This is a genomic window from Massilia sp. LC238 (genome assembly GCF_000735635.1).
GTDB classification, from domain to species: Bacteria; Pseudomonadota; Gammaproteobacteria; order Burkholderiales; family Burkholderiaceae_D; genus Telluria; species Telluria varians.
The window spans coordinates 14,663-32,162 of record NZ_JNNN01000050.1 but is presented as its reverse complement, the minus strand read 5'-3'; the positions used below and the strand labels follow the sequence as shown (position 1 = coordinate 32,162).

14 protein-coding genes and 3 tRNA genes are annotated in these 17,500 nt (G+C 64.9%); 7 read left to right on the top strand and 10 right to left on the bottom strand.

The features are described from left to right. Nucleotides 1-114: 114 nt before the first annotated feature. Nucleotides 115-2,211, bottom strand: coding sequence for an excinuclease ABC subunit UvrB (gene uvrB / locus FG94_RS13440; RefSeq protein ID WP_036212401.1), 2,097 nt, complete (start codon nucleotides 2,209-2,211; stop codon nucleotides 115-117). 104 nt (nucleotides 2,212-2,315) lie between these two features. Between uvrB and FG94_RS13435 the strand changes: the two genes are divergently transcribed. From FG94_RS13435 to FG94_RS13420, 4 genes are all read left to right on the top strand, one after another. Beyond that, entirely contained in the window at nucleotides 2,316-3,527 is a 1,212-nt protein-coding gene (locus FG94_RS13435) for an amino acid aminotransferase (protein WP_036212399.1), read from the top strand. Nucleotides 3,528-3,642: 115 nt separating this feature from the next. Next, nucleotides 3,643-3,718, top strand: a tRNA-Asn gene (locus FG94_RS13430). A gap of 127 nt (nucleotides 3,719-3,845) precedes the next feature. After that, nucleotides 3,846-4,604, top strand: a complete 759-nt coding sequence (locus FG94_RS13425) for an alpha/beta fold hydrolase (protein ID WP_036212397.1) — start codon at nucleotides 3,846-3,848, stop codon at nucleotides 4,602-4,604. A 68-nt stretch (nucleotides 4,605-4,672) separates the two neighbouring features. Then, a tRNA-Asn gene (locus tag FG94_RS13420) sits at nucleotides 4,673-4,748 on the top strand. A gap of 201 nt (nucleotides 4,749-4,949) precedes the next feature. Here the strand turns inward: FG94_RS13420 and FG94_RS13415 are convergent. Then, entirely contained in the window at nucleotides 4,950-5,954 is a 1,005-nt protein-coding gene (locus tag FG94_RS13415) for a DUF2628 domain-containing protein (RefSeq protein WP_036212395.1), read from the bottom strand. Between the two features lie 144 nt (nucleotides 5,955-6,098). Continuing rightward, entirely contained in the window at nucleotides 6,099-7,307 is a 1,209-nt protein-coding gene (gene purT, locus FG94_RS13410) for a formate-dependent phosphoribosylglycinamide formyltransferase (protein WP_036212394.1), read from the bottom strand. Between the two features lie 124 nt (nucleotides 7,308-7,431). On the opposite strand from purT, the gene FG94_RS13405 reads away from it, so the two are divergent. Then, a tRNA-Asn gene (locus FG94_RS13405) sits at nucleotides 7,432-7,507 on the top strand. A gap of 219 nt (nucleotides 7,508-7,726) precedes the next feature. Here FG94_RS13405 and FG94_RS13400 read toward each other — a convergent pair. From FG94_RS13400 to FG94_RS13380, 5 genes are all read right to left on the bottom strand, one after another. Continuing rightward, nucleotides 7,727-9,262: an amidase gene (locus FG94_RS13400; protein WP_051996644.1), complete on the bottom strand. Its 1,536-nt coding sequence runs from the start codon at nucleotides 9,260-9,262 to the stop codon at nucleotides 7,727-7,729. Between the two features lie 70 nt (nucleotides 9,263-9,332). Further along, nucleotides 9,333-9,746 (bottom strand): YeeE/YedE family protein, encoded by a 414-nt coding sequence (locus FG94_RS13395; RefSeq protein WP_036212392.1) that lies wholly within the window; start codon nucleotides 9,744-9,746, stop codon nucleotides 9,333-9,335. Beyond that, complete coding sequence (locus FG94_RS13390) at nucleotides 9,743-10,180, bottom strand: YeeE/YedE family protein (protein WP_036212390.1); 438 nt, start codon at nucleotides 10,178-10,180, stop codon at nucleotides 9,743-9,745. The genes FG94_RS13395 and FG94_RS13390 overlap by 4 nt, the downstream gene beginning before the upstream one ends. After that, entirely contained in the window at nucleotides 10,170-10,502 is a 333-nt protein-coding gene (locus FG94_RS13385) for a metalloregulator ArsR/SmtB family transcription factor (RefSeq protein WP_036212388.1), read from the bottom strand. The genes FG94_RS13390 and FG94_RS13385 overlap by 11 nt, the downstream gene beginning before the upstream one ends. 65 nt (nucleotides 10,503-10,567) lie before the next feature. Then, entirely contained in the window at nucleotides 10,568-10,897 is a 330-nt protein-coding gene (locus FG94_RS13380) for an HNH endonuclease signature motif containing protein (RefSeq protein ID WP_036212386.1), read from the bottom strand. A 138-nt stretch (nucleotides 10,898-11,035) separates the two neighbouring features. Here FG94_RS13380 and FG94_RS13375 point away from each other — a divergent pair, with 138 nt between their 5' ends. Further along, complete coding sequence (locus FG94_RS13375) at nucleotides 11,036-12,694, top strand: response regulator (RefSeq protein ID WP_036212384.1); 1,659 nt, start codon at nucleotides 11,036-11,038, stop codon at nucleotides 12,692-12,694. On the opposite strand, the gene FG94_RS13370 is transcribed toward FG94_RS13375, so the two are convergent. Together FG94_RS13370 and FG94_RS13365 are read right to left on the bottom strand one after the other, a co-directional pair. Continuing rightward, nucleotides 12,676-13,131 (bottom strand): response regulator, encoded by a 456-nt coding sequence (locus FG94_RS13370; protein WP_036212382.1) that lies wholly within the window; start codon nucleotides 13,129-13,131, stop codon nucleotides 12,676-12,678. The genes FG94_RS13375 and FG94_RS13370 overlap by 19 nt on opposite strands. Continuing rightward, complete coding sequence (locus FG94_RS13365; protein ID WP_036212380.1) at nucleotides 13,100-15,382, bottom strand: ATP-binding protein; 2,283 nt, start codon at nucleotides 15,380-15,382, stop codon at nucleotides 13,100-13,102. The genes FG94_RS13370 and FG94_RS13365 overlap by 32 nt, the downstream gene beginning before the upstream one ends. Nucleotides 15,383-15,577: 195 nt before the next feature. Between FG94_RS13365 and FG94_RS13360 the strand changes: the two genes are divergently transcribed. Beyond that, entirely contained in the window at nucleotides 15,578-17,485 is a 1,908-nt protein-coding gene (locus FG94_RS13360; RefSeq protein ID WP_036212379.1) for a PAS domain-containing sensor histidine kinase, read from the top strand. Nucleotides 17,486-17,500 lie beyond the last annotated feature (15 nt).

Here is a 17,500-nt window from a genome sequence, read left to right as displayed (position 1 = left end):
TACACAGCCGGCCTTGATGAAAATGCACGAAATTCCACCGCAATAGAAAAAACCTGAGGCGAAAAAAAACCGTTCCCGCAGTAAGCCGGGAACGGTCTTGGGTACGGTGCAGGCTTACTTGCCCAGCATCGACACGACGTTGTCCGCCCCCGGCGCCCCGAAGGCCTGCTGCTTGAGCACATGCAGCTGGTCGCGCACCTGCGCCGCTTTCTCGAACTCGAGGTTCTTGGCGTGGTCCACCATGAGCTTCTCGAGGCGCTTGATCTCCTTGCTGATCTGCTTCTCGCTCATGGCCTCGACCTTGGCCGTCGCCTCTTCGTCGACCATGCCTTCGCCCATGGCCTTCTGCGCCGCGTTGCTGTAGACGCCGTCGATCATGTCCTTGATCTTCTTGTTCACGCCCTTCGGCACGATGCCATGCGCCTCGTTGAAGGCGATCTGCTTGGCGCGGCGGCGTTCGGTCTCGTCGATCGCCTTCTTCATCGAATCGGTCATCTGATCCGCATAGAGAATCGCCACGCCGTTCAGGTTACGCGCCGCGCGGCCGATGGTCTGGATCAGCGAACGTTCGGAACGCAGGAAGCCTTCCTTGTCCGCGTCCAGCACCGCCACCAGCGACACCTCCGGCAAGTCCAGGCCCTCGCGCAGCAAGTTGATGCCGACCACCACATCGAAGGTACCCAGGCGCAGGTCGCGCAGGATCTCCACGCGCTCCACCGTCTCGATGTCGCTGTGCAGGTAGCGCACCTTGATGCCGTGGTCGCTCAGGTATTCCGTCAGCTGCTCGGCCATGCGCTTGGTCAGCGTCGTTACCAGCACGCGCTCGTCCTTGGCGATGCGGTCGGTGATTTCGCTCATCAGGTCTTCGACCTGCGAGCGGGCCGGCTTGACGATGACCTTCGGGTCGACCAGGCCGGTGGGGCGCACCACCTGCTCGACCACGTTGTCGGCCTTGCCCTTTTCGTACTCGGCCGGCGTGGCCGAGACGAAGATCGTCTGGCGCATCTTGTTCTCGAACTCCTGGAACTTCAGCGGCCGGTTGTCCAGCGCCGACGGCAGGCGGAAGCCGTAGTCGACCAGGTTCACCTTGCGCGAACGGTCGCCGTTGTACATCGCGTTGAGCTGGCCGACCATCACGTGCGACTCGTCCATGAACATCAGCGCGTCCTTGGGCAGGTAGTCGATCAGGGTCGGCGGCGGCTCGCCCGGCATCGAGCCGGACAGGTGGCGCGAGTAGTTCTCGATGCCCTTGGTGAAGCCGATCTCGGCCAGCATCTCGAGGTCGAAACGGGTGCGCTGCTCGAGGCGTTGTTCCTCGATCAGCTTGTTCTCGTTGCGGAAGTATTCGAGGCGGTCGCGCAGCTCGGCCTTGATCGATTCCACCGCGCGCAGCACGGTCGAACGCGGCGTGACGTAGTGCGAGCCCGGGTACACGGTGAAGCGTGGGATCTTCTGGCGCACGCGCCCCGTGAGCGGGTCGAACAGCTGCAGCGACTCGATCTCGTCGTCGAACATCTCGACGCGGATCGCCAGCTCGGCGTGTTCCGCCGGGAAGATGTCGATGGTGTCGCCGCGCACGCGGAAGGAGCCGCGCGAGAAGTCCATCTCGTTGCGCGTGTACTGCATCTGGATCAGGCGCGCGATGATGTCGCGCTGCGCCACCTTGTCCTTGTGGCGCAGCGTCAGGATCATCTTGTGGTATTCGTTCGGGTTACCGATACCGTAGATGGCCGACACGGTGGCCACGATGACGACGTCGCGCCGCTCCATCAGCGACTTGGTGCACGACAGGCGCATCTGCTCGATGTGCTCGTTGATCGACGAGTCCTTTTCGATGAACAGGTCGCGCTGCGGCACATAGGCTTCCGGCTGGTAGTAGTCGTAGTAGGACACGAAATACTCGACCGCGTTCTGCGGGAAGAATTCGCGGAACTCCGCATACAGCTGGGCCGCCAGCGTCTTGTTGGGCGCGAAGACGATGGCCGGACGCCCCGCCTGCGCGATCACGTTCGCCATCGTGTAGGTTTTGCCGGAACCGGTCACCCCGAGCAGGGTCTGGTACATCAGGCCGTCATTGATGCCTTCGATCAGTCCGGCAATCGCGGTCGGCTGGTCGCCGGCCGGCGGGAAGGGCTGGTGCAGTTTGAAGGGCGATCCGGGGTAGGTGATGACGGTCGGTTCCGGGGCATTTGCGATGGATAAATCTGCCATACTTTCAGACCTTTGCTAGAATGGGAGTCCACATGACGCAGTGCAGCACTGACGTCTATGTCTATACAACCGCTGCGAACCCACCGACAACTCAGTTTATCACGATGACTTCCACAGCCTCCGCCAGCCTCTTCGGCGCCATCGAAATGGCGCCACGCGACCCGATCCTGGGCATCACCGAAGCATTCAACGCCGACACCAACCCGGCCAAGATCAACCTGGGGGTGGGCGTCTACTACGACGACAACGGCAAGGTTCCTTTGCTGCAGTGCGTGCAAAAGGCGGAAGCGAAGCTGATGGAACAGCCGGCGCCGCGTACCTACCTGCCGATCGAAGGGCTGGCAAGTTACGACAAGGCCGTGCAAGAGCTGGTATTTGGGGCCGACAGCGCCGTAATTCAAGAGAAGCGTGCGATCACCGTGCAGGCCCTGGGCGGCACCGGCGCACTCAAGCTGGGCGCCGACTTCCTCAAGCGCTTTGCCCCTGAATCGGACGTCTACATCAGCGACCCGAGCTGGGAAAATCACCGCGCGCTGTTCGAGAGCGCCGGCTTCGCCGTCAACAACTACACCTATTACGACCCGGCCACCCATGGCGTGAATTTCGAGGGCATGCTGGCCTCCCTGAAGGCCATGCCGCGCGGCTCGATCGTGGTGCTGCACGCCTGCTGCCACAACCCGACCGGCGCCGACCTGAGCCAGGATCAGTGGAGCCAGGTGATCGCGGCCGTGGTCGATAACGGCTTGGTGCCTTTCCTCGACATGGCCTACCAGGGCTTCGGCGCCGGTATCGCCGAAGACGGCGCCGTGGTGCGCCGCTTTGCCGAGACCGGCATCCCGCTGCTGGTGTCGAACTCGTTCTCGAAGTCCTTCTCGCTGTACGGCGAACGCGCCGGCGCGCTGTCGATCGTGGCCGCGAGCAGCGAAGAGTCGGCGCGCGTGCTGTCGCAACTGAAGCGCGTGATCCGCACCAACTACTCGAACCCGCCGACGCATACCGCCAAGGTGGTTGCGATGGTGCTGTCGACCCCGGAACTGCGCCAGCTGTGGGAAGAGGAGCTGGCCGGCATGCGCGTACGCATCCGCGAGATGCGCAACCTCATGGTCGAGAAGCTCAAGGAAAAAGCCCCGGGCCACGACTTCGAATTCGTGCGCGAGCAGGTCGGCATGTTCTCGTACTCGGGCCTGACGAAAGAGCAGGTCGGCAAGCTGCGCGAGCAGTCGATCTACGCGGTCGACACCGGCCGTATCTGCGTTGCCGCCCTGAACTCGACCAACCTCGACCGCGTCGTTGACGCCGTCGCGAAAGTTCTTTAAAATCGCGGCTCTTCGGAACTGACGAGAGTTGATTCCGAAGAGCAGCAAAAGTGGCTGCGCGACACGCGTCGAATTTGACACACTGTCGCCGCAAACATATAATGCTGTCATCAATTCCCTGATAGCTCAGTCGGTAGAGCGACGGACTGTTAATCCGCAGGTCCCTGGTTCGAGTCCAGGTCGGGGAGCCAGAATTTTCAGAAAAGCCACATCGCGAGATGTGGCTTTTTTGTTTTTGCGTGTGGATGCGTTTTGGTAGTTGCGTATTTACATGTGAAATGGGTAAGCTGGCAACATCAACTCATCAGGATCAAGCAAGTGAAGCATCTACCATCGAACAAGCGGATCGCCGTCGCGGGCCAGGTGCTGCGTTTTTCGCAATCGGGGCAGGGCAGCCCGACCATCGTCATGCTCGGCGGCGCCGGCAGCGCGCTCGAAACCTGGTTCAAGCTGTTTCCCGAGATCGAACGACTGGGCACGGTGATCACCTACGACCGCCCCGGCGTCGGCGGCAGCGCGCGCCCGCGCGAGGCGCAGATGGGCACTACGGTCATCCTGCAGTTGCGCGCGCTCTTGCGCGAAATCGAGGCCAGGCCGCCTTTCCTGCTGGTGGGGCATTCCTTCGGCGGCCTGCACGCGAACCTGTTTGCGCGCGTCTACCCGGAAGAAACCTGTGGCGTGCTGTTCCTCGAGGCGACCGCGCCCGACGACGTCCTCAACATGAAGCGCTACCGGTCGGCGCTGCAGCGTGCGGTCACGGGGCTGCTGGACCGTTTCTCGCCGCAGGATCCGAATGACGAGGTGAGCAACGAAGCCGAGACGGTGGCCGAGATTGCGGAAGCGCCGGCATTCCCGCCGATTCCCATCACCGTGCTGTCGGGCGGCAAGCGCCTGCCGCGCCTGATGGTGTCCGGCGCGGCGCAACGCGAGCGCGAGCGCAACCAGGAAGCGCTGGTGCATCTGTCGCCGCTGGGCGAGCGCGTGATCGCGAAGGGCAGTGCGCATTTCCCGCAGATGTCGGAGCCGCAGCTGGTGCTCGAGGCCTTGTCGAAGCTGATCCGCCGGACGCAGTGCTAGGAAATATTGCCTTTCGATAGCGCGATACTTCGCGAAATCGAAAAGCGCTGCTATAATACGGCCTCTAATCCCTGATAGCTCAGTCGGTAGAGCGACGGACTGTTAATCCGCAGGTCCCTGGTTCGAGTCCAGGTCGGGGAGCCAGAATACGAAGGGCTGCACGCAAGTGCAGCCCTTTTTGTTTTTGCTGCGGCGTGAGCGCGGCCTTCTGCGGCGAAGCCTGCTGCTGCCCGGCTGTCACCCTTCTGCGCTGGCGCCACCGTATCAACCCACTCCATGGCACGATGACCAGCGCTCGGGCCGTCGCCTGCCACTGCCATCGTGCGCGCTACCAGGCCGGGGAGATCACGGGGGCGAAGTCGCCGGAACGCCTTTCACCTCCACGATTGCCCATTCGAGTTCTGCATTTTCAGCGCCACCGACCGAAATTTGCAGCGCCCCCGTCGTCAGCGGGGCAATATACAGGTCGTCCACAAACTTCCTGACCCATCGTACCGTGCCATCTTTTTCCTTGGCGGTGATTTCCACCGTGATGTGACGAAGATTGTAATCGGAGCCGTTATAAATGGTGCCCCCGAACAGCGAGTTGTATTGGAGCCCAGCATTGCCGGTGACTTTTTCTGCCTGCTCGTAAGGCAGTGTGACCTGCGTATAACTCTGTCCGGCCGCCTCTGCCTTGGTGACGTATTGTTGATATGCGGGAATCGCAATCGCCGCAACGATCCCTAGGAGCATGACCATCAGGAAGATCGCACCAACGATCAGCAGAACTCTGCTGACGCCTCCGCTTTTCGCTACTGCCTGCAGTCGGCTGGCCTCATCTCCGAGCGCCAGGTTTGCCTTTGCCTCTGCAATCTTCTTCCTGCAGTGCCGATGGTAAAGGGCGTCGCCGTACAGGGGCGGGATCACGAACAGGACCGCCAAGACAAGGAAATATGTCATACCGACTACGCTTTCCCCGCCACCCATCAAGGTGCCGGCAAACACCACGGTGAAAATTATCACGTATGGCAGCACGAAGTAAATCAGGGCGTTCAACCACATTTTCCGGTAGATCAGCCAATAGAAGGTCAGGAAAAAAGCCCCCCAATTCCATGACCAGCTGGCACCTCCCTGATTGAAGCGCAAAAATTTGCTCAGGTAGTAGTCCTGGTTTTGCGGCCCGATCGCTGCTCTGTAAAACTGTTCGGGTGTCGGCGAGGCCGGCGCAACATGTTGGCCCTCGGTGTCGACCGCGTGATCGCCTTCTTGTGCAGCGATGGATTGTTCGTCTGGTGTTAAAGCATGCCCGCACTTGGAGCAAAACTTCGCCGTGATGTTATTGGGACTTCCGCAATTGGAGCAAAACATTTTTATTTATTGTAAAGATTGATCTTCCAGGACTGGCGCGCCAATGCATGGCCATGCACTGTCACGCGTTTCCTCAGGGTAGCGATTATTTTCGCCTGAAAGCTCACTCTTTATCACGCCCATTGGCCGCCGGGTCACGCGGTCTTAGCGGATCACGGGTTTCACGCGGGAAGCCGCTTCCAGGGCGCGTCGGCGCGCCGTTTGCACGTCGTCCGCCGTCGCCAGCGCCACGCCCATGCGGCGCCGTTCGAAGGACTCCGGCTTGCCGAACAGCCGCAGGTCCACGCCCGGCACGCGCAGGGCCTCGGCCACGCCTTCGAAGGCAATACCCGATGCTTCATGCTGGCCGTAGATCACGGCGGACGCACCGGGCGCACGCAGCGACGCATCCACCGGCAGGCCCAGCACGGCCTTGGCATGCAATTCGAACTCGCTCTGCACCTGGCTGGCCATGGTCACCATGCCGGTGTCGTGCGGGCGCGGGCTCACTTCCGAGAACCACACCATGTCGCCCTTGACGAACAGTTCGACGCCGAACACGCCGCAGCCGCCCAGGTCCGCCGTCACCTTGGCCGCGATGTCGCGCGCGCGTTCGAGTGCGGCAGGGTTCATCGGCTGCGGCTGCCAGGATTCGACGTAGTCGCCCTGCACCTGCTTGTGGCCGATCGGCTCGCAGAAGCTGGTCTCGACCTGCCCATCGGCGCCCAGCGAGCGCACCGTAAGCAGGGTGATCTCGTAGTCGAAGTCGATGAAGCCTTCCGCGATCACGCGGCCGGCATCGACGCGCCCGCCGCTGGCGGCGACTTCCCAGGCGTTCACCACGTCCGCGGCGCTGTCGAGTTTGGACTGGCCCTTGCCGGACGAGGACATCACCGGCTTGACCACGCAGGGGAAGCCGACCGCGGCGCAGGCCTGTTCCAGTTCTTCCAGGCTGCTGGCGAAGCGGTAGGGCGAGGTCGGCAGGCCGAGTTCCTCGGCGGCCAGGCGCCGGATGCCTTCGCGGTTCATGGTCAGCATGGCGGCGCGCGCGGTCGGGATGCAGGTGATCTTGCCGGCTTCTTCGAGGGCCAGCAGGGTCTCGGTGGCGATGGCTTCGATTTCCGGCACCACCAGGTCGGGCTTTTCCAGCGCGATCAGGGCGGACAGGGCGGCGCCATCAAGCATGTCGATCACGTGGGCACGGTGGGCGACCTGGTGGCCCGGGGCGTTCGGGTAGCGGTCGACGGCGATGGTCTCCACGCCCAGGCGCTGCAGGGCGATGATGGTTTCCTTGCCGAGTTCACCGGAGCCGAGCAGCATGACCTTGGTGGCGGAAGGGGAGAGCGGGGTACCGAAGAGACGTGGGGAAGTCATTGGAAATCGCGGTTGTGAAAAGTGCGACGACTATAACAAAGCAGCCTTGCGGCTGCTGGCGGCCTAACTGTTTATGCGCAGTACTAGGCAAACCGGAAACGGGCCGCTATAATGCGGCCTCCTTTCCCTGATAGCTCAGTCGGTAGAGCGACGGACTGTTAATCCGCAGGTCCCTGGTTCGAGTCCAGGTCGGGGAGCCAGAATACGAAGGGCCGCATGCGAATGCGGCCCTTTTTGTTTTCAGGCGTCAGAATGCGGCGCTATCGGATGAGTCGTCTCGCTATTTACTCGTCGTTCCGGCGCAGGCCGGAACCCAAGTTCTTTCGAAGACCACTGACGCGTCGCGAAGCGATAACACCGTTCTACGGAATTGGATCCCGGCCTTCGCCGGGATGACGTTGCTTGAGTTGAGGGATGGCTCAGGCAGGAGCGACTTCGGTAGCGCATGTTGACTGCGTTCCTTCCCGCGTCATTGCCGGCAACCGATCGAACCACGGCTGCGCCCCCTCGAGCTGATGCGCCAGCTGCAGCAGCACGTCCTCCCTCCCGAACGGCGCCACGAATTGCACCCCCAGAGGCAAGCCATCGCCCGTCCAATGCAAGGGCACCGACATCGACGGCGTCCCCGTCAGGTTCGACAGCTGGGTGAAGGGCACATAACGCAGGTTGTCGCGCGCGATCTGCTCGACGGTGCTGTCCAGCAGCCCGAGCCGCGCCAGCAGGCCGAGCATGCCGGTGCGCTGCAGGAAGCCCAGCAGCGCCTGCTGCGCCGCAGGCAAGTCGCCGGTGCCATGCTTGACGGGCGGATGTGCCAGCGTCGGCGTGAGCAGCAGGTCGTAGCGCTGGTGGAAGCGTCCCAATGCCCGCGCAAAGGTGTTCCACTGCGCCAGCTGCGTCGCCAGCGCCGGCGCCTTGAGCGCGCCGCCCAGCGTCACCAGGAGGCGCGTCATCAGCTCCGGCTCGCCGCCGCCGGCGCCGAGCGAGCGCATGCGCGCCACCAAAGAAGGCACTTGTCCGAAATAGATGTGCAGGTAACTGGTCGCCAGGGCCGCGCCGTCGATCTCCGGCGCCGCTTCCTCCACGTCGTGTCCCAGCCCGCACAGCAGCGTGGCCGCATGGTTCACCGCCGCCACCGCTTCCGGATGCACCTCGGTGCCGATCGGCGAGACGCTGGTGAAGCCGATGCGCAGCCGGCCCGGGTCACGCCGCATCAGTTCCGCGTAGGGCGCGGACGGAGGCGCGACGATGAACGGGTCGCCCGGCTCGGCGCCCTGCAGCACGTCGAGCGCCAGCGCGGAATCGCGCACGCTGCGCGAGAGCACGCCTTCGCTCGATGCGCCGAACCAGACTTCGCCCACGTCGGGTCCTGCGGAGACGCGCCCGCGCGAAGGCCGCAGCCCGAACAGGCCGCAGCAGGCGGCCGGGATGCGGATCGAGCCGCCGCCGTCGTTCCCGGCCGCCATCGGCACGATGCCGCTGGCCACGGCCGCCGCCGCCCCGCCGCTCGAGCCGCCCGGCGTGTGCGCCAGGTTCCACGGGTTGCTGGTCCGGCCGAAGAGTTCAGGGTCGGTCACGCCCTTCAGGGCGAACTCGGGCAGGTTGGTCTTGCCGAACACGACCAGGCCGGCGCCAAGATAGCGCCGCACCACGGCGGCATGCTCCCCGGGCACATACGCACGTGTCGTGCGGCTGGCGTTGGTGGTGGGCAGGCCGGCATAGTCCTGCAGCGTATCCTTGAGCAGGAAGGGCACGCCGGCGAAGGGCCCGCGCAGCGGACCCTGCAGCTGGCGGCGTGCTTCGTTCTCCATCAGCCGCACCACCGCGTTGACGCGGCCATGGACCTGGTGGTGGCGCGCCAGCGCCAGCTCGAGCAGCTGGTGCGGCGTCACCTCGCCTCCCGCGACGAGGGCGGCGAGGGCGGTGGCGTCATGGCGGGAATAGTCGTCGAAATCCATGGGCAAGCCGGTTGTTGGACATGCATCCCATGAAATGCGCTGCGCCCGCGCTTGTCAAGCAAAAGCCTGCTCAGCGCCTCTTTTCAAGCAGCTCGAACAAGGCCATGCCCGCCACCATCGCGCCCACGAACAGCAGCGGCTCCAGGCCGCCCCAGGCGAGCGACACCAGCGCCGGGCCGGGGCAGTAGCCGGCCAGTCCCCAGCCGGCGCCGAACACCAGGCTACCGAGCACCAGCCGGCGGTCGATGCGCCCCTTGGCGGGAAGGTGCAGCGGGGCGCCGTCCAGGGTGCGTCCGCGCCGCGCAAGCCAGGCAAAGGCCGGCGCCGCCACCAGGAGGGCGCCACCCATCACGAACAGCAGCGAAGGATCCCAGTTGCCGCCCAGGTCGAGGAAGGCAAGCACCTTGGACGGGTCGGCCAGCCCCGACAGCAGCAGTCCGATGCCGAACACGAAGCCGGCAAGGAGGGCATAGGCGATCGTCATGCGGCCCCCAGCACGTGGCGCAGCAGCCAGACGGTGATGAAACCGGCGCCCATGAAGGCGGCGGTGGCGGCGATCGAGCGCGGCGAGCGGCGCGACAGGCCGCAGATGCCGTGGCCGCTGGTGCAGCCGGAGCCGTAGCGGGTGCCGACGCCGACCAGCAGGCCGGCCAGCAGCAGCACGGGCACCCCGGCATCGACCCGGACCTCGGGCAGCGGCACGAACAGCGCGTACGCGAAGGGCGCGCCGACCAGGCCCGCCAGGAAGGCGATGCGCCAGCCGGTCTCGCCGGGCTTGGGACGCAGCAGGCCGCCGACGATGCCGCTGATGCCGGCGATGCGGCCCGCCAGCAGGGCGAACAGGGCGACCCCGGTACCGATCAGGAGGCCGCCCGCCAGCGACATCCAGGGCGTGAAATTGGCCATGTCAATGTTCATCGCGTGGCTCCTCGTCGCTTGGACAGTAGAGGGAATACAGGAGTTGCAGCACGGCGAGGGCCTTGGCGCTCGCGATGCGGTAGAACACCTGCTTGCCGGCGCGGCGGGTCGCCACCAGGCCTTCCTCGCGCAGGACCGTCAGTTGCTGCGACAGGGTGGGCTGGCGGATCCCGGTCAGGGCTTCGAGCTGGCCGACCGAGCGCTCCTCCTGCGTCATCTGGCACAGCAGCAGGAGCCGGTCGCGGTTCGACAAGGCCTTGAGCAACTGGCTCGCTTCGCCCGCTGCCGCTTCCAGCGCGGGCAGGTCCGCGGGACTGTTCATGAAGTTACCTCACACAGGACATCAATATATAAAATTATATATTGATGTCGCGATGCCTGCACGGTTCAGCGCAATTTCTTCTTGTTCGAGGTGTAGGTGCGTGTATAGAAATCCGGCGGCTTCCTTGCCACCCAGTCGACGAAGGCGCGGATGTCTTCGTGTCCGCGCAGCGCTTCCCAGGTGTGATAGGTCTGCAGCAGTTCGCGTTCCGTGAAGGCCGAATGGATCTTGCGGTGGCAGATTTTATGGATGGGGAACTGATCCTTGCCCTTGAAGGTCTTGGGGATCAGGTGATGGCGGTCGATGTTGACCGTACCGAGCACGCGGCCGCACAAGGGGCAGTGCGCATCGGCGAGGGGCGCTGCTTCGATCGGTTCTGGCCGGCGTTTAGGCATGCCGCATAGATGGCGGCGCGACCGCCCACTTGCAAGATGCCTCCTCAAATCCGTCAATCGTGCGCGCCATTTGTAAAATATAGTAGAATTAATGCTTACCTTTATGCAAGATCGTGTCGTATCAACGAGCCCGCCGCAATGATTGACGATCGTCCCGAATGCTCCGTTCTCCTCATCGACGATGAGCCTTTTGCGCAAGACATCATTGCGCACGGCCTGCAGGGATGCACCAGCCACACCTTGTGCTACGAGTCGAGTCCGGCGCGGGCGGTCGAGGTGGCGCGCGAGGTGCGTGCCACGGTGGTGCTGGTCGACCTGCGCATGCCGGACCTGGACGGCTTCGACGTCACCGCCAGCCTGCGCGCCCATCCCGATACCGAAGACCTTCCCGTCATCGTCCTGTCTTCCGAAGACGACCCGGAGATCAAGGCGCGGGCCTTCGCGGTAGGCGCCAACGACTACATGGTCAAGTGGCCCGACCCGCGCGAGCTGGTGGCGCGCGTGCGCTACCACAGCGGCGCCTGCATCGCGCGGCGCCAGCGCGATGCCGCCTTTGCCTCGCTGCGCGTGAGCCAGGAACAACTGGCCGCCAGCCAGTCGGCGCTGCACCAGGCCCAGAAGATGGAAGCCATCGGCCAGCTCACCGGCGGCGTGGCCCACGACTTCAACAACGTCCTGCAGATCATCGGCGGCAACCTGCAGCTGCTCAAGCTGGTGGGCAACCTGAACGACAACGCGAGAAGCCGCGTCGACATGGCCCTGGGCGGGGTCGAGCGCGGCGCCAAGCTGGCCGCGCACCTGCTGGCCTTCGCGCGGCGCCAGCCGCTGCAATCGGTGGTGGTCGATCCCGGCCACCTGCTGCGCGACATGGACGACATGATGCGCCGCGTGCTGGGGCCGAGCGCGCGCGTCGTCACCGATATCGCCCCTGGCCTGGGCAGCACCATGGTCGACCCGAACCAGCTCAACAACGTGCTGCTGAACCTGGCCATCAATGCGCGCGACGCCATGGCCGGCAGCGGCACCCTGACCATCCGCGCCTGCAACGTCGCTCCGGACGACGAGCGTCCCCCCGAGGTCCCGCAGGGCAGCTTCATCATGATCGAGGTGGCCGACACCGGCAAGGGCATGCCGCAGGAAGTCCTGCTGCGCGCCTTCGAGCCCTTCTTCACCACCAAGCCGACCGGGCAGGGCACCGGCCTGGGCCTGTCGATGGCCTATGGCTTCGTCAAGCAGTCGGGCGGCGAACTGGTGATGCGCAGCGAAGTGGGACGGGGCACCAGCGTGCGCATCTACCTGCCGCGCAGCGACGCCGCGCCCGCGGCCATCGAGCCCGTGCACAGCGCGCCGCTGGCGGGCGGGCTGGAGACGATCCTGGTGGTCGAGGACGAGCTTGACGTACGCAGCTCGACCTGCGGCATCCTGTCGGCGCTGGGCTACGAGGTGCTGGAAGCGGAAGACGCGCAAAGCGCGCTCGAGATCATCGACAGCGGCCGCCACATCGACCTGGTGTTCACCGACGTGATCATGCCGGGACCGGTCAGCAGCCTGCAGCTGGGCGAGATCGTGCGCCGCCGCCTCCCGCACGCGCAGGTGCTGTACACCTCGGGCTATGCGGAAGGCGTGCTCGCGCACGAGGGCAAGCTGGACGCGTCGGTGCACCTGTTGCAGAAACCCTACCATCCGGACGCGCTGAGCGCGCGCATCCGCCACCTGCTGCGCCGCGCGAAGCGCGACCAGAAGGCCGGCGTGTCACCCCCGCAGCGGGCGGCGCAGAATCACTTGGGCTTGACGTAGCGGCGCGAGCCCGGCGGCGGTTCGTTCAGGACCGCCCAGAAGATGCCCAGGTCGGCGATGGCGCGCACGAACTCGGTGAAGTCCACCGGCTTGACCACGTAGGCGTTCACGCCCAGCTCGTAACTGCGCACCACGTCCTGTTCTTCCTTCGACGAGGTCAGCATGCAGACTGGGATGCTCTTGAGCGTTTCGGTTTCGCGGATTTCCTTCAGCACTTCCAGGCCGTCCACCTTGGGCAGCTTCAGGTCGAGCAGGATCACGGCCGGGTTGCCGATGGCGCGCTCCTTGAACTCGCCGCGGCGGTTGAGGTAGTCGAGCGCTTCCGCGCCGTCGCGCACAATCACGACCTCGTTGGCCAGTTGGCTCTTCGACAGCGCGATCAGCGTCAGTTCCAGGTCGTGCGGATTATCTTCGACGAGAAGTATGGGCTTGAGCATTGTCTGCCTCGGTAGGATTGTGTTTCGGAATACTGAAGGAGAAGATTGCGCCTTGTCCCTGTACGGAGGTGGCCCAGACGCGGCCGTTGTGGCGCTCGACGATGCGGCGCACGTTGGCCAGGCCGATGCCGGTGCCCTGGAAGTCTTCCATGCGGTGCAAGCGCTGGAACACGCCGAACAGCTTGTGCACGTATTCCATGTTGAAGCCGGCGCCGTTGTCGGCCACATGGAAGACGATGAAGTCGGCGTCTTCCTCGGAGCTGATGGTGATGACCGCCGGGTCGCGCTGGCCGGTGAACTTCACCGCGTTCGACAGCAGGTTGGTCACCGCCAGGTGCAGGAAGGTCGGGTCGGCCCACACCGTGGGCAGCGGCTCGATGTGCCAGTCGACGTTGCGGCCCTGCATTTCCATGCCGAGCTTGTCGATGCAGGCCGACACCAGGTCGTTCATGTCCACCGTGGTCGGGCGCAGGGCGGCGCGGCCCATCTGCGAGAACGACAGCAGGTCGTCCACCAGCTTGCCGGCCAGGCGGGCCGACTCCTTGATGTTCTTCAGGAAGCGCTGGCGCCGCTCCGGGTCTTCCGACCCGGCCGATTCGATCAGGAGGTCGGAGAATCCGACGATGTGGCGCAGCGGCGCGCGCAGATCGTGCGAGACCGAATACGAGAAGGCTTCCAGCTCCTTGTTGGCGCGCCCGAGTTCCTCGGCCAGTTCTGCCATCTGCTCGGCGCGCTCGAGCGCGATGCCCAGCAGGGCGCTGCGGAATTCGATCGTCAGCTCGATCTCGGCGCCATGCCAGGGCAGGCTGCGGCCATGGATGGTCTCGCGCCAGGCATCGAAGCTCAGGCGCGGCGTGAGCTGGGTCGGGTCGTCGGGCGAAGCCTGCTTGCCGCGCGGGTTGCCGGCCCATTCGATGGTCTGCACCACCTCCGGGCGGAACCACAGCAGGTAATGCTGGTGGATGCGCGAGATCGGCAGGGCCAGCAGGCCGCTGGCATTGCGCACCATGTCTTCACCCGGAGGATAGACCTCTTTCAGATGATCGGTGTGGAACACCTCGGTGTGCCCGTGCAGGGACAGCCAGTCGGCCAGCGCGCGGATCTGCGGCTCGCTTGGGGTGTCGCCATAGGTCAGCACGCGGTCGTCCACCACGATGGCGACCCCGCCGGCGCGCCCGAAGCGCAGCAGTTCGGGGAACACGCCGCTCATGTTTTCCAGGAAGTCGGCGCCCTTGGTCAGGTGCCCCAGCATCTCGACCATGATGCGGCGTACGTCGAGGCGGAACTGCAGTTCGGCCGCGTCCTCGCGCGACTCGATGACCAGCGCCAGGATCTGACCCAGCTGCTCGCAGGCGGTGCGTTTCTCGACCGAGACCGGACGGGGCTCGGCGTTGTGGCAGGAGATCAGGCCCCACAGCTTGCCCTTGACGATGAGCGACACCGACATCGAGGCCAGCGTGCCCATGTTGCGCATGTACTGCAGGTGTACCGGCGAGACGCTGCGCAGCGAGGCGAAGGACAGGTCGTTGCGCGCCCCGGTCGCCGGATTCAGGCCGGGCACCAGCGGCGCCGGCACGTAGTTGGCGTCCTGGATCACGCGGATCGGCGACAGCGTGTACAGGGCGCGCGCCTGGGCCGGCACGTCGCTGGCCGGGAAATGCTGCCCCAGGTAGGAGTCGTAGCCGTCTTCCTTCGATTCGGCCAGCACCTGGCCGTGGCCGTCGGTGTCGAACTGGTACACCATGACCCGGCCGTAGCCGGTCACTTCGCGCACCCGGCGCGCCGCCAGTTCGGACATCTCGGGAATCGAGGCCGGCTGGTTGATCTTGACGAGGAAGTCGCCAATCAGGGGGTACAGGTGGCGGAAGTCGGCGGCGCGGCGGCGCTCGACCCCTTCGAATTCGAGGATCAGCAGGCTGTCCCAGGCATGGACGAGGACGTCGAAATGGGCGCCGTTGCCGGCCGTGATCGTGCCGATATAGGCTGGTCGCGACACCGCCGCGTTGGATTCGATCTCGGCGCCGATGCGCGCCGCGGCCGTCTCGCCCACGACCTCGGCGAGCGGCCGGCCGATGGCTTCCTGGGCCGGGGTGCCGATCCAGCTTTCGAGGTTGGCACTGGCTTGCTGCACCACGAGCGCTGCCGGCGACAGCGTCAGCATGAAGCCGTGCGGCTGGATGCTGCCGGGCGTGCGGATCGGTTCGTCCGCACAGCGGCTGAGGTCGAGGGTGTCGGTAGGTGCCTGGGTCATTGTCAAACGGAAGGCCTGCTGAGGATACAACTCGGTATTGTAACGTCAAATCCGGCAGATCACGCGGAGGGTGGCGCAATTTCCAATATTGATCTTGCGTATACAAGGCGAATGCGGGTCAATTGCGTGGCATCCTATTGCTGAGTATCGGTATGATAGGATATTTGCCGCTCCAGACATAGCAAGGTCCCGGTCATGAACACGCACCACCCGTCCAAGCCGCCGCTGACCGAGGAACAACGGTTCCAGTACCTCATCGCCGGCATCAGCGACTACGCCATCTACATGCTGGATCCCTCTGGCCACATCGCCAGCTGGAACGCCGGGGCGCAGCGCTTCAAGGGCTACCAGCCGCACGAGATCCTGCGCGAGCACTTCTCGCGCTTCTACACGCCGGAAGACCGCGAGGACGGCCTGCCGGCGCGCGCGCTGGCGCAGGCCCTGGAGAACGGTAAATACGAGGCCGAAGGCTGGCGCGTGCGCAAGGACGGCACCCGTTTCTGGGCCCACGTCGTCATCGACCCGATCTACGACGAAGAGCGCAACCTGCTGGGCTATGCCAAGATCACCCGCGACGTCACCCAGCGCAAGCTGGCCGAGGACGCACTGCGCGAGAGCGAGCAGCGCTTCCGCCTGCTGGTGCAGGGCGTCACCGACTATGCGATCTACATGCTCTCGCCCGAAGGCCTGGTGACCAACTGGAACGTCGGTGCCGAACGCATCAAGGGCTATAGCCTGGAGGAGATCCTCGGCAGTCATTTCTCGCGCTTCTACACCGATGAAGACCGCGCGGGCGGCATGCCGCAGCGCGCGCTCGGCACCGCCGCGCGCGAGGGCCGCTACGAGGCCGAAGGCTGGCGCCAGCGCAAGGACGGCACCCGTTTCTGGGCCCACGTCATCATCGACGCCATTCGCGACGACGACGGCAAGATCCTGGGCTTCGCCAAGATCACGCGCGACCTCACCGAGAAGAAGCGCACCGAGGAAGCGCTGGAGCAGGCCCAGCTCGCCCTGTTCCAGTCGCAGAAGATGGAATCGATCGGCCAGCTCACCGGCGGCGTGGCGCACGACTTCAACAACCTGCTGTCGGTGCTGGCCAGCGGCCTCGAGGTGCTGAGCATGAACCGCCAGGGCGGCGGCGACGCCAAGACCCTGGACAGCATGCGCCGCGCGATCGATCGCGGCGCCACGCTCACCCAGCAGCTGCTCGCCTTTGCGCGCCAGCAGCCGCTGCAGCCGGAAACGCGCAGCATCAACCGCCTGATTTCCGGCTTCGAGTCGGTGCTGCGCCGCGCCGGACATTCCGGCATCGAGTTCGAATTCAATCTCGACCCCCAGGCCGGCAGCGCGGTGGTGGATGCAGCCCGGTTCGAATCGGCCCTGCTCAACCTGGTCGTGAATGCGCGCGACGCCATGCCCGACGGCGGCCGGCTGACGCTCGACACCGCCCAGCTGACGCTGCAGGAAGGCGAGGTGCCGGGATTGGCGCCAGGGCCTTACGTGTGCACCTCGGTGACCGACACCGGCACCGGCATGTCGCCCGAGACGGTGCAGCGCGCCTTCGAACCCTTCTACACCACCAAGGAGACCGGCAAGGGCACGGGCCTGGGCCTGTCGCAGGTGTACGGCTTCATCAAGCAGTCGGGCGGCGAGGTGGTCATCCAGAGCACGCTCGGCGAGGGCACCACGATCGCGATCTACCTGCCGGCCGTGACTTCGCAGGACGGCGAGCTGTCGCGCGGCGACTCGGAAACCGTGCTGATCGTCGAAGACGAGCCGGACCTGCTGGACGTGGCCTCGGCGCTGTTCATGAGCATGGGCTACGAGGTCACCACCGCGGCCAGCGGCCAGGAAGCCATGAACGTGCTGGCCACCCGTGACGTGGACATCCTGTTCACCGACATCGTCATGCCGAACGGCGTCAACGGCATCGAGCTGGCCGAGTACACCCGCGAGAACTACCCGGGCATCAAGGTGATGCTGGCTTCGGGCTATCCGCAGCCGGCGCTCAAGCTGGACCAGTACCGGCTGGGAGACTTCACCTTCGTGAGCAAGCCCTACCGGCTGTCGGATCTGGCGCGGGGGCTGCGCAGCGTGCATTGAACGCTGGCCGGGTCG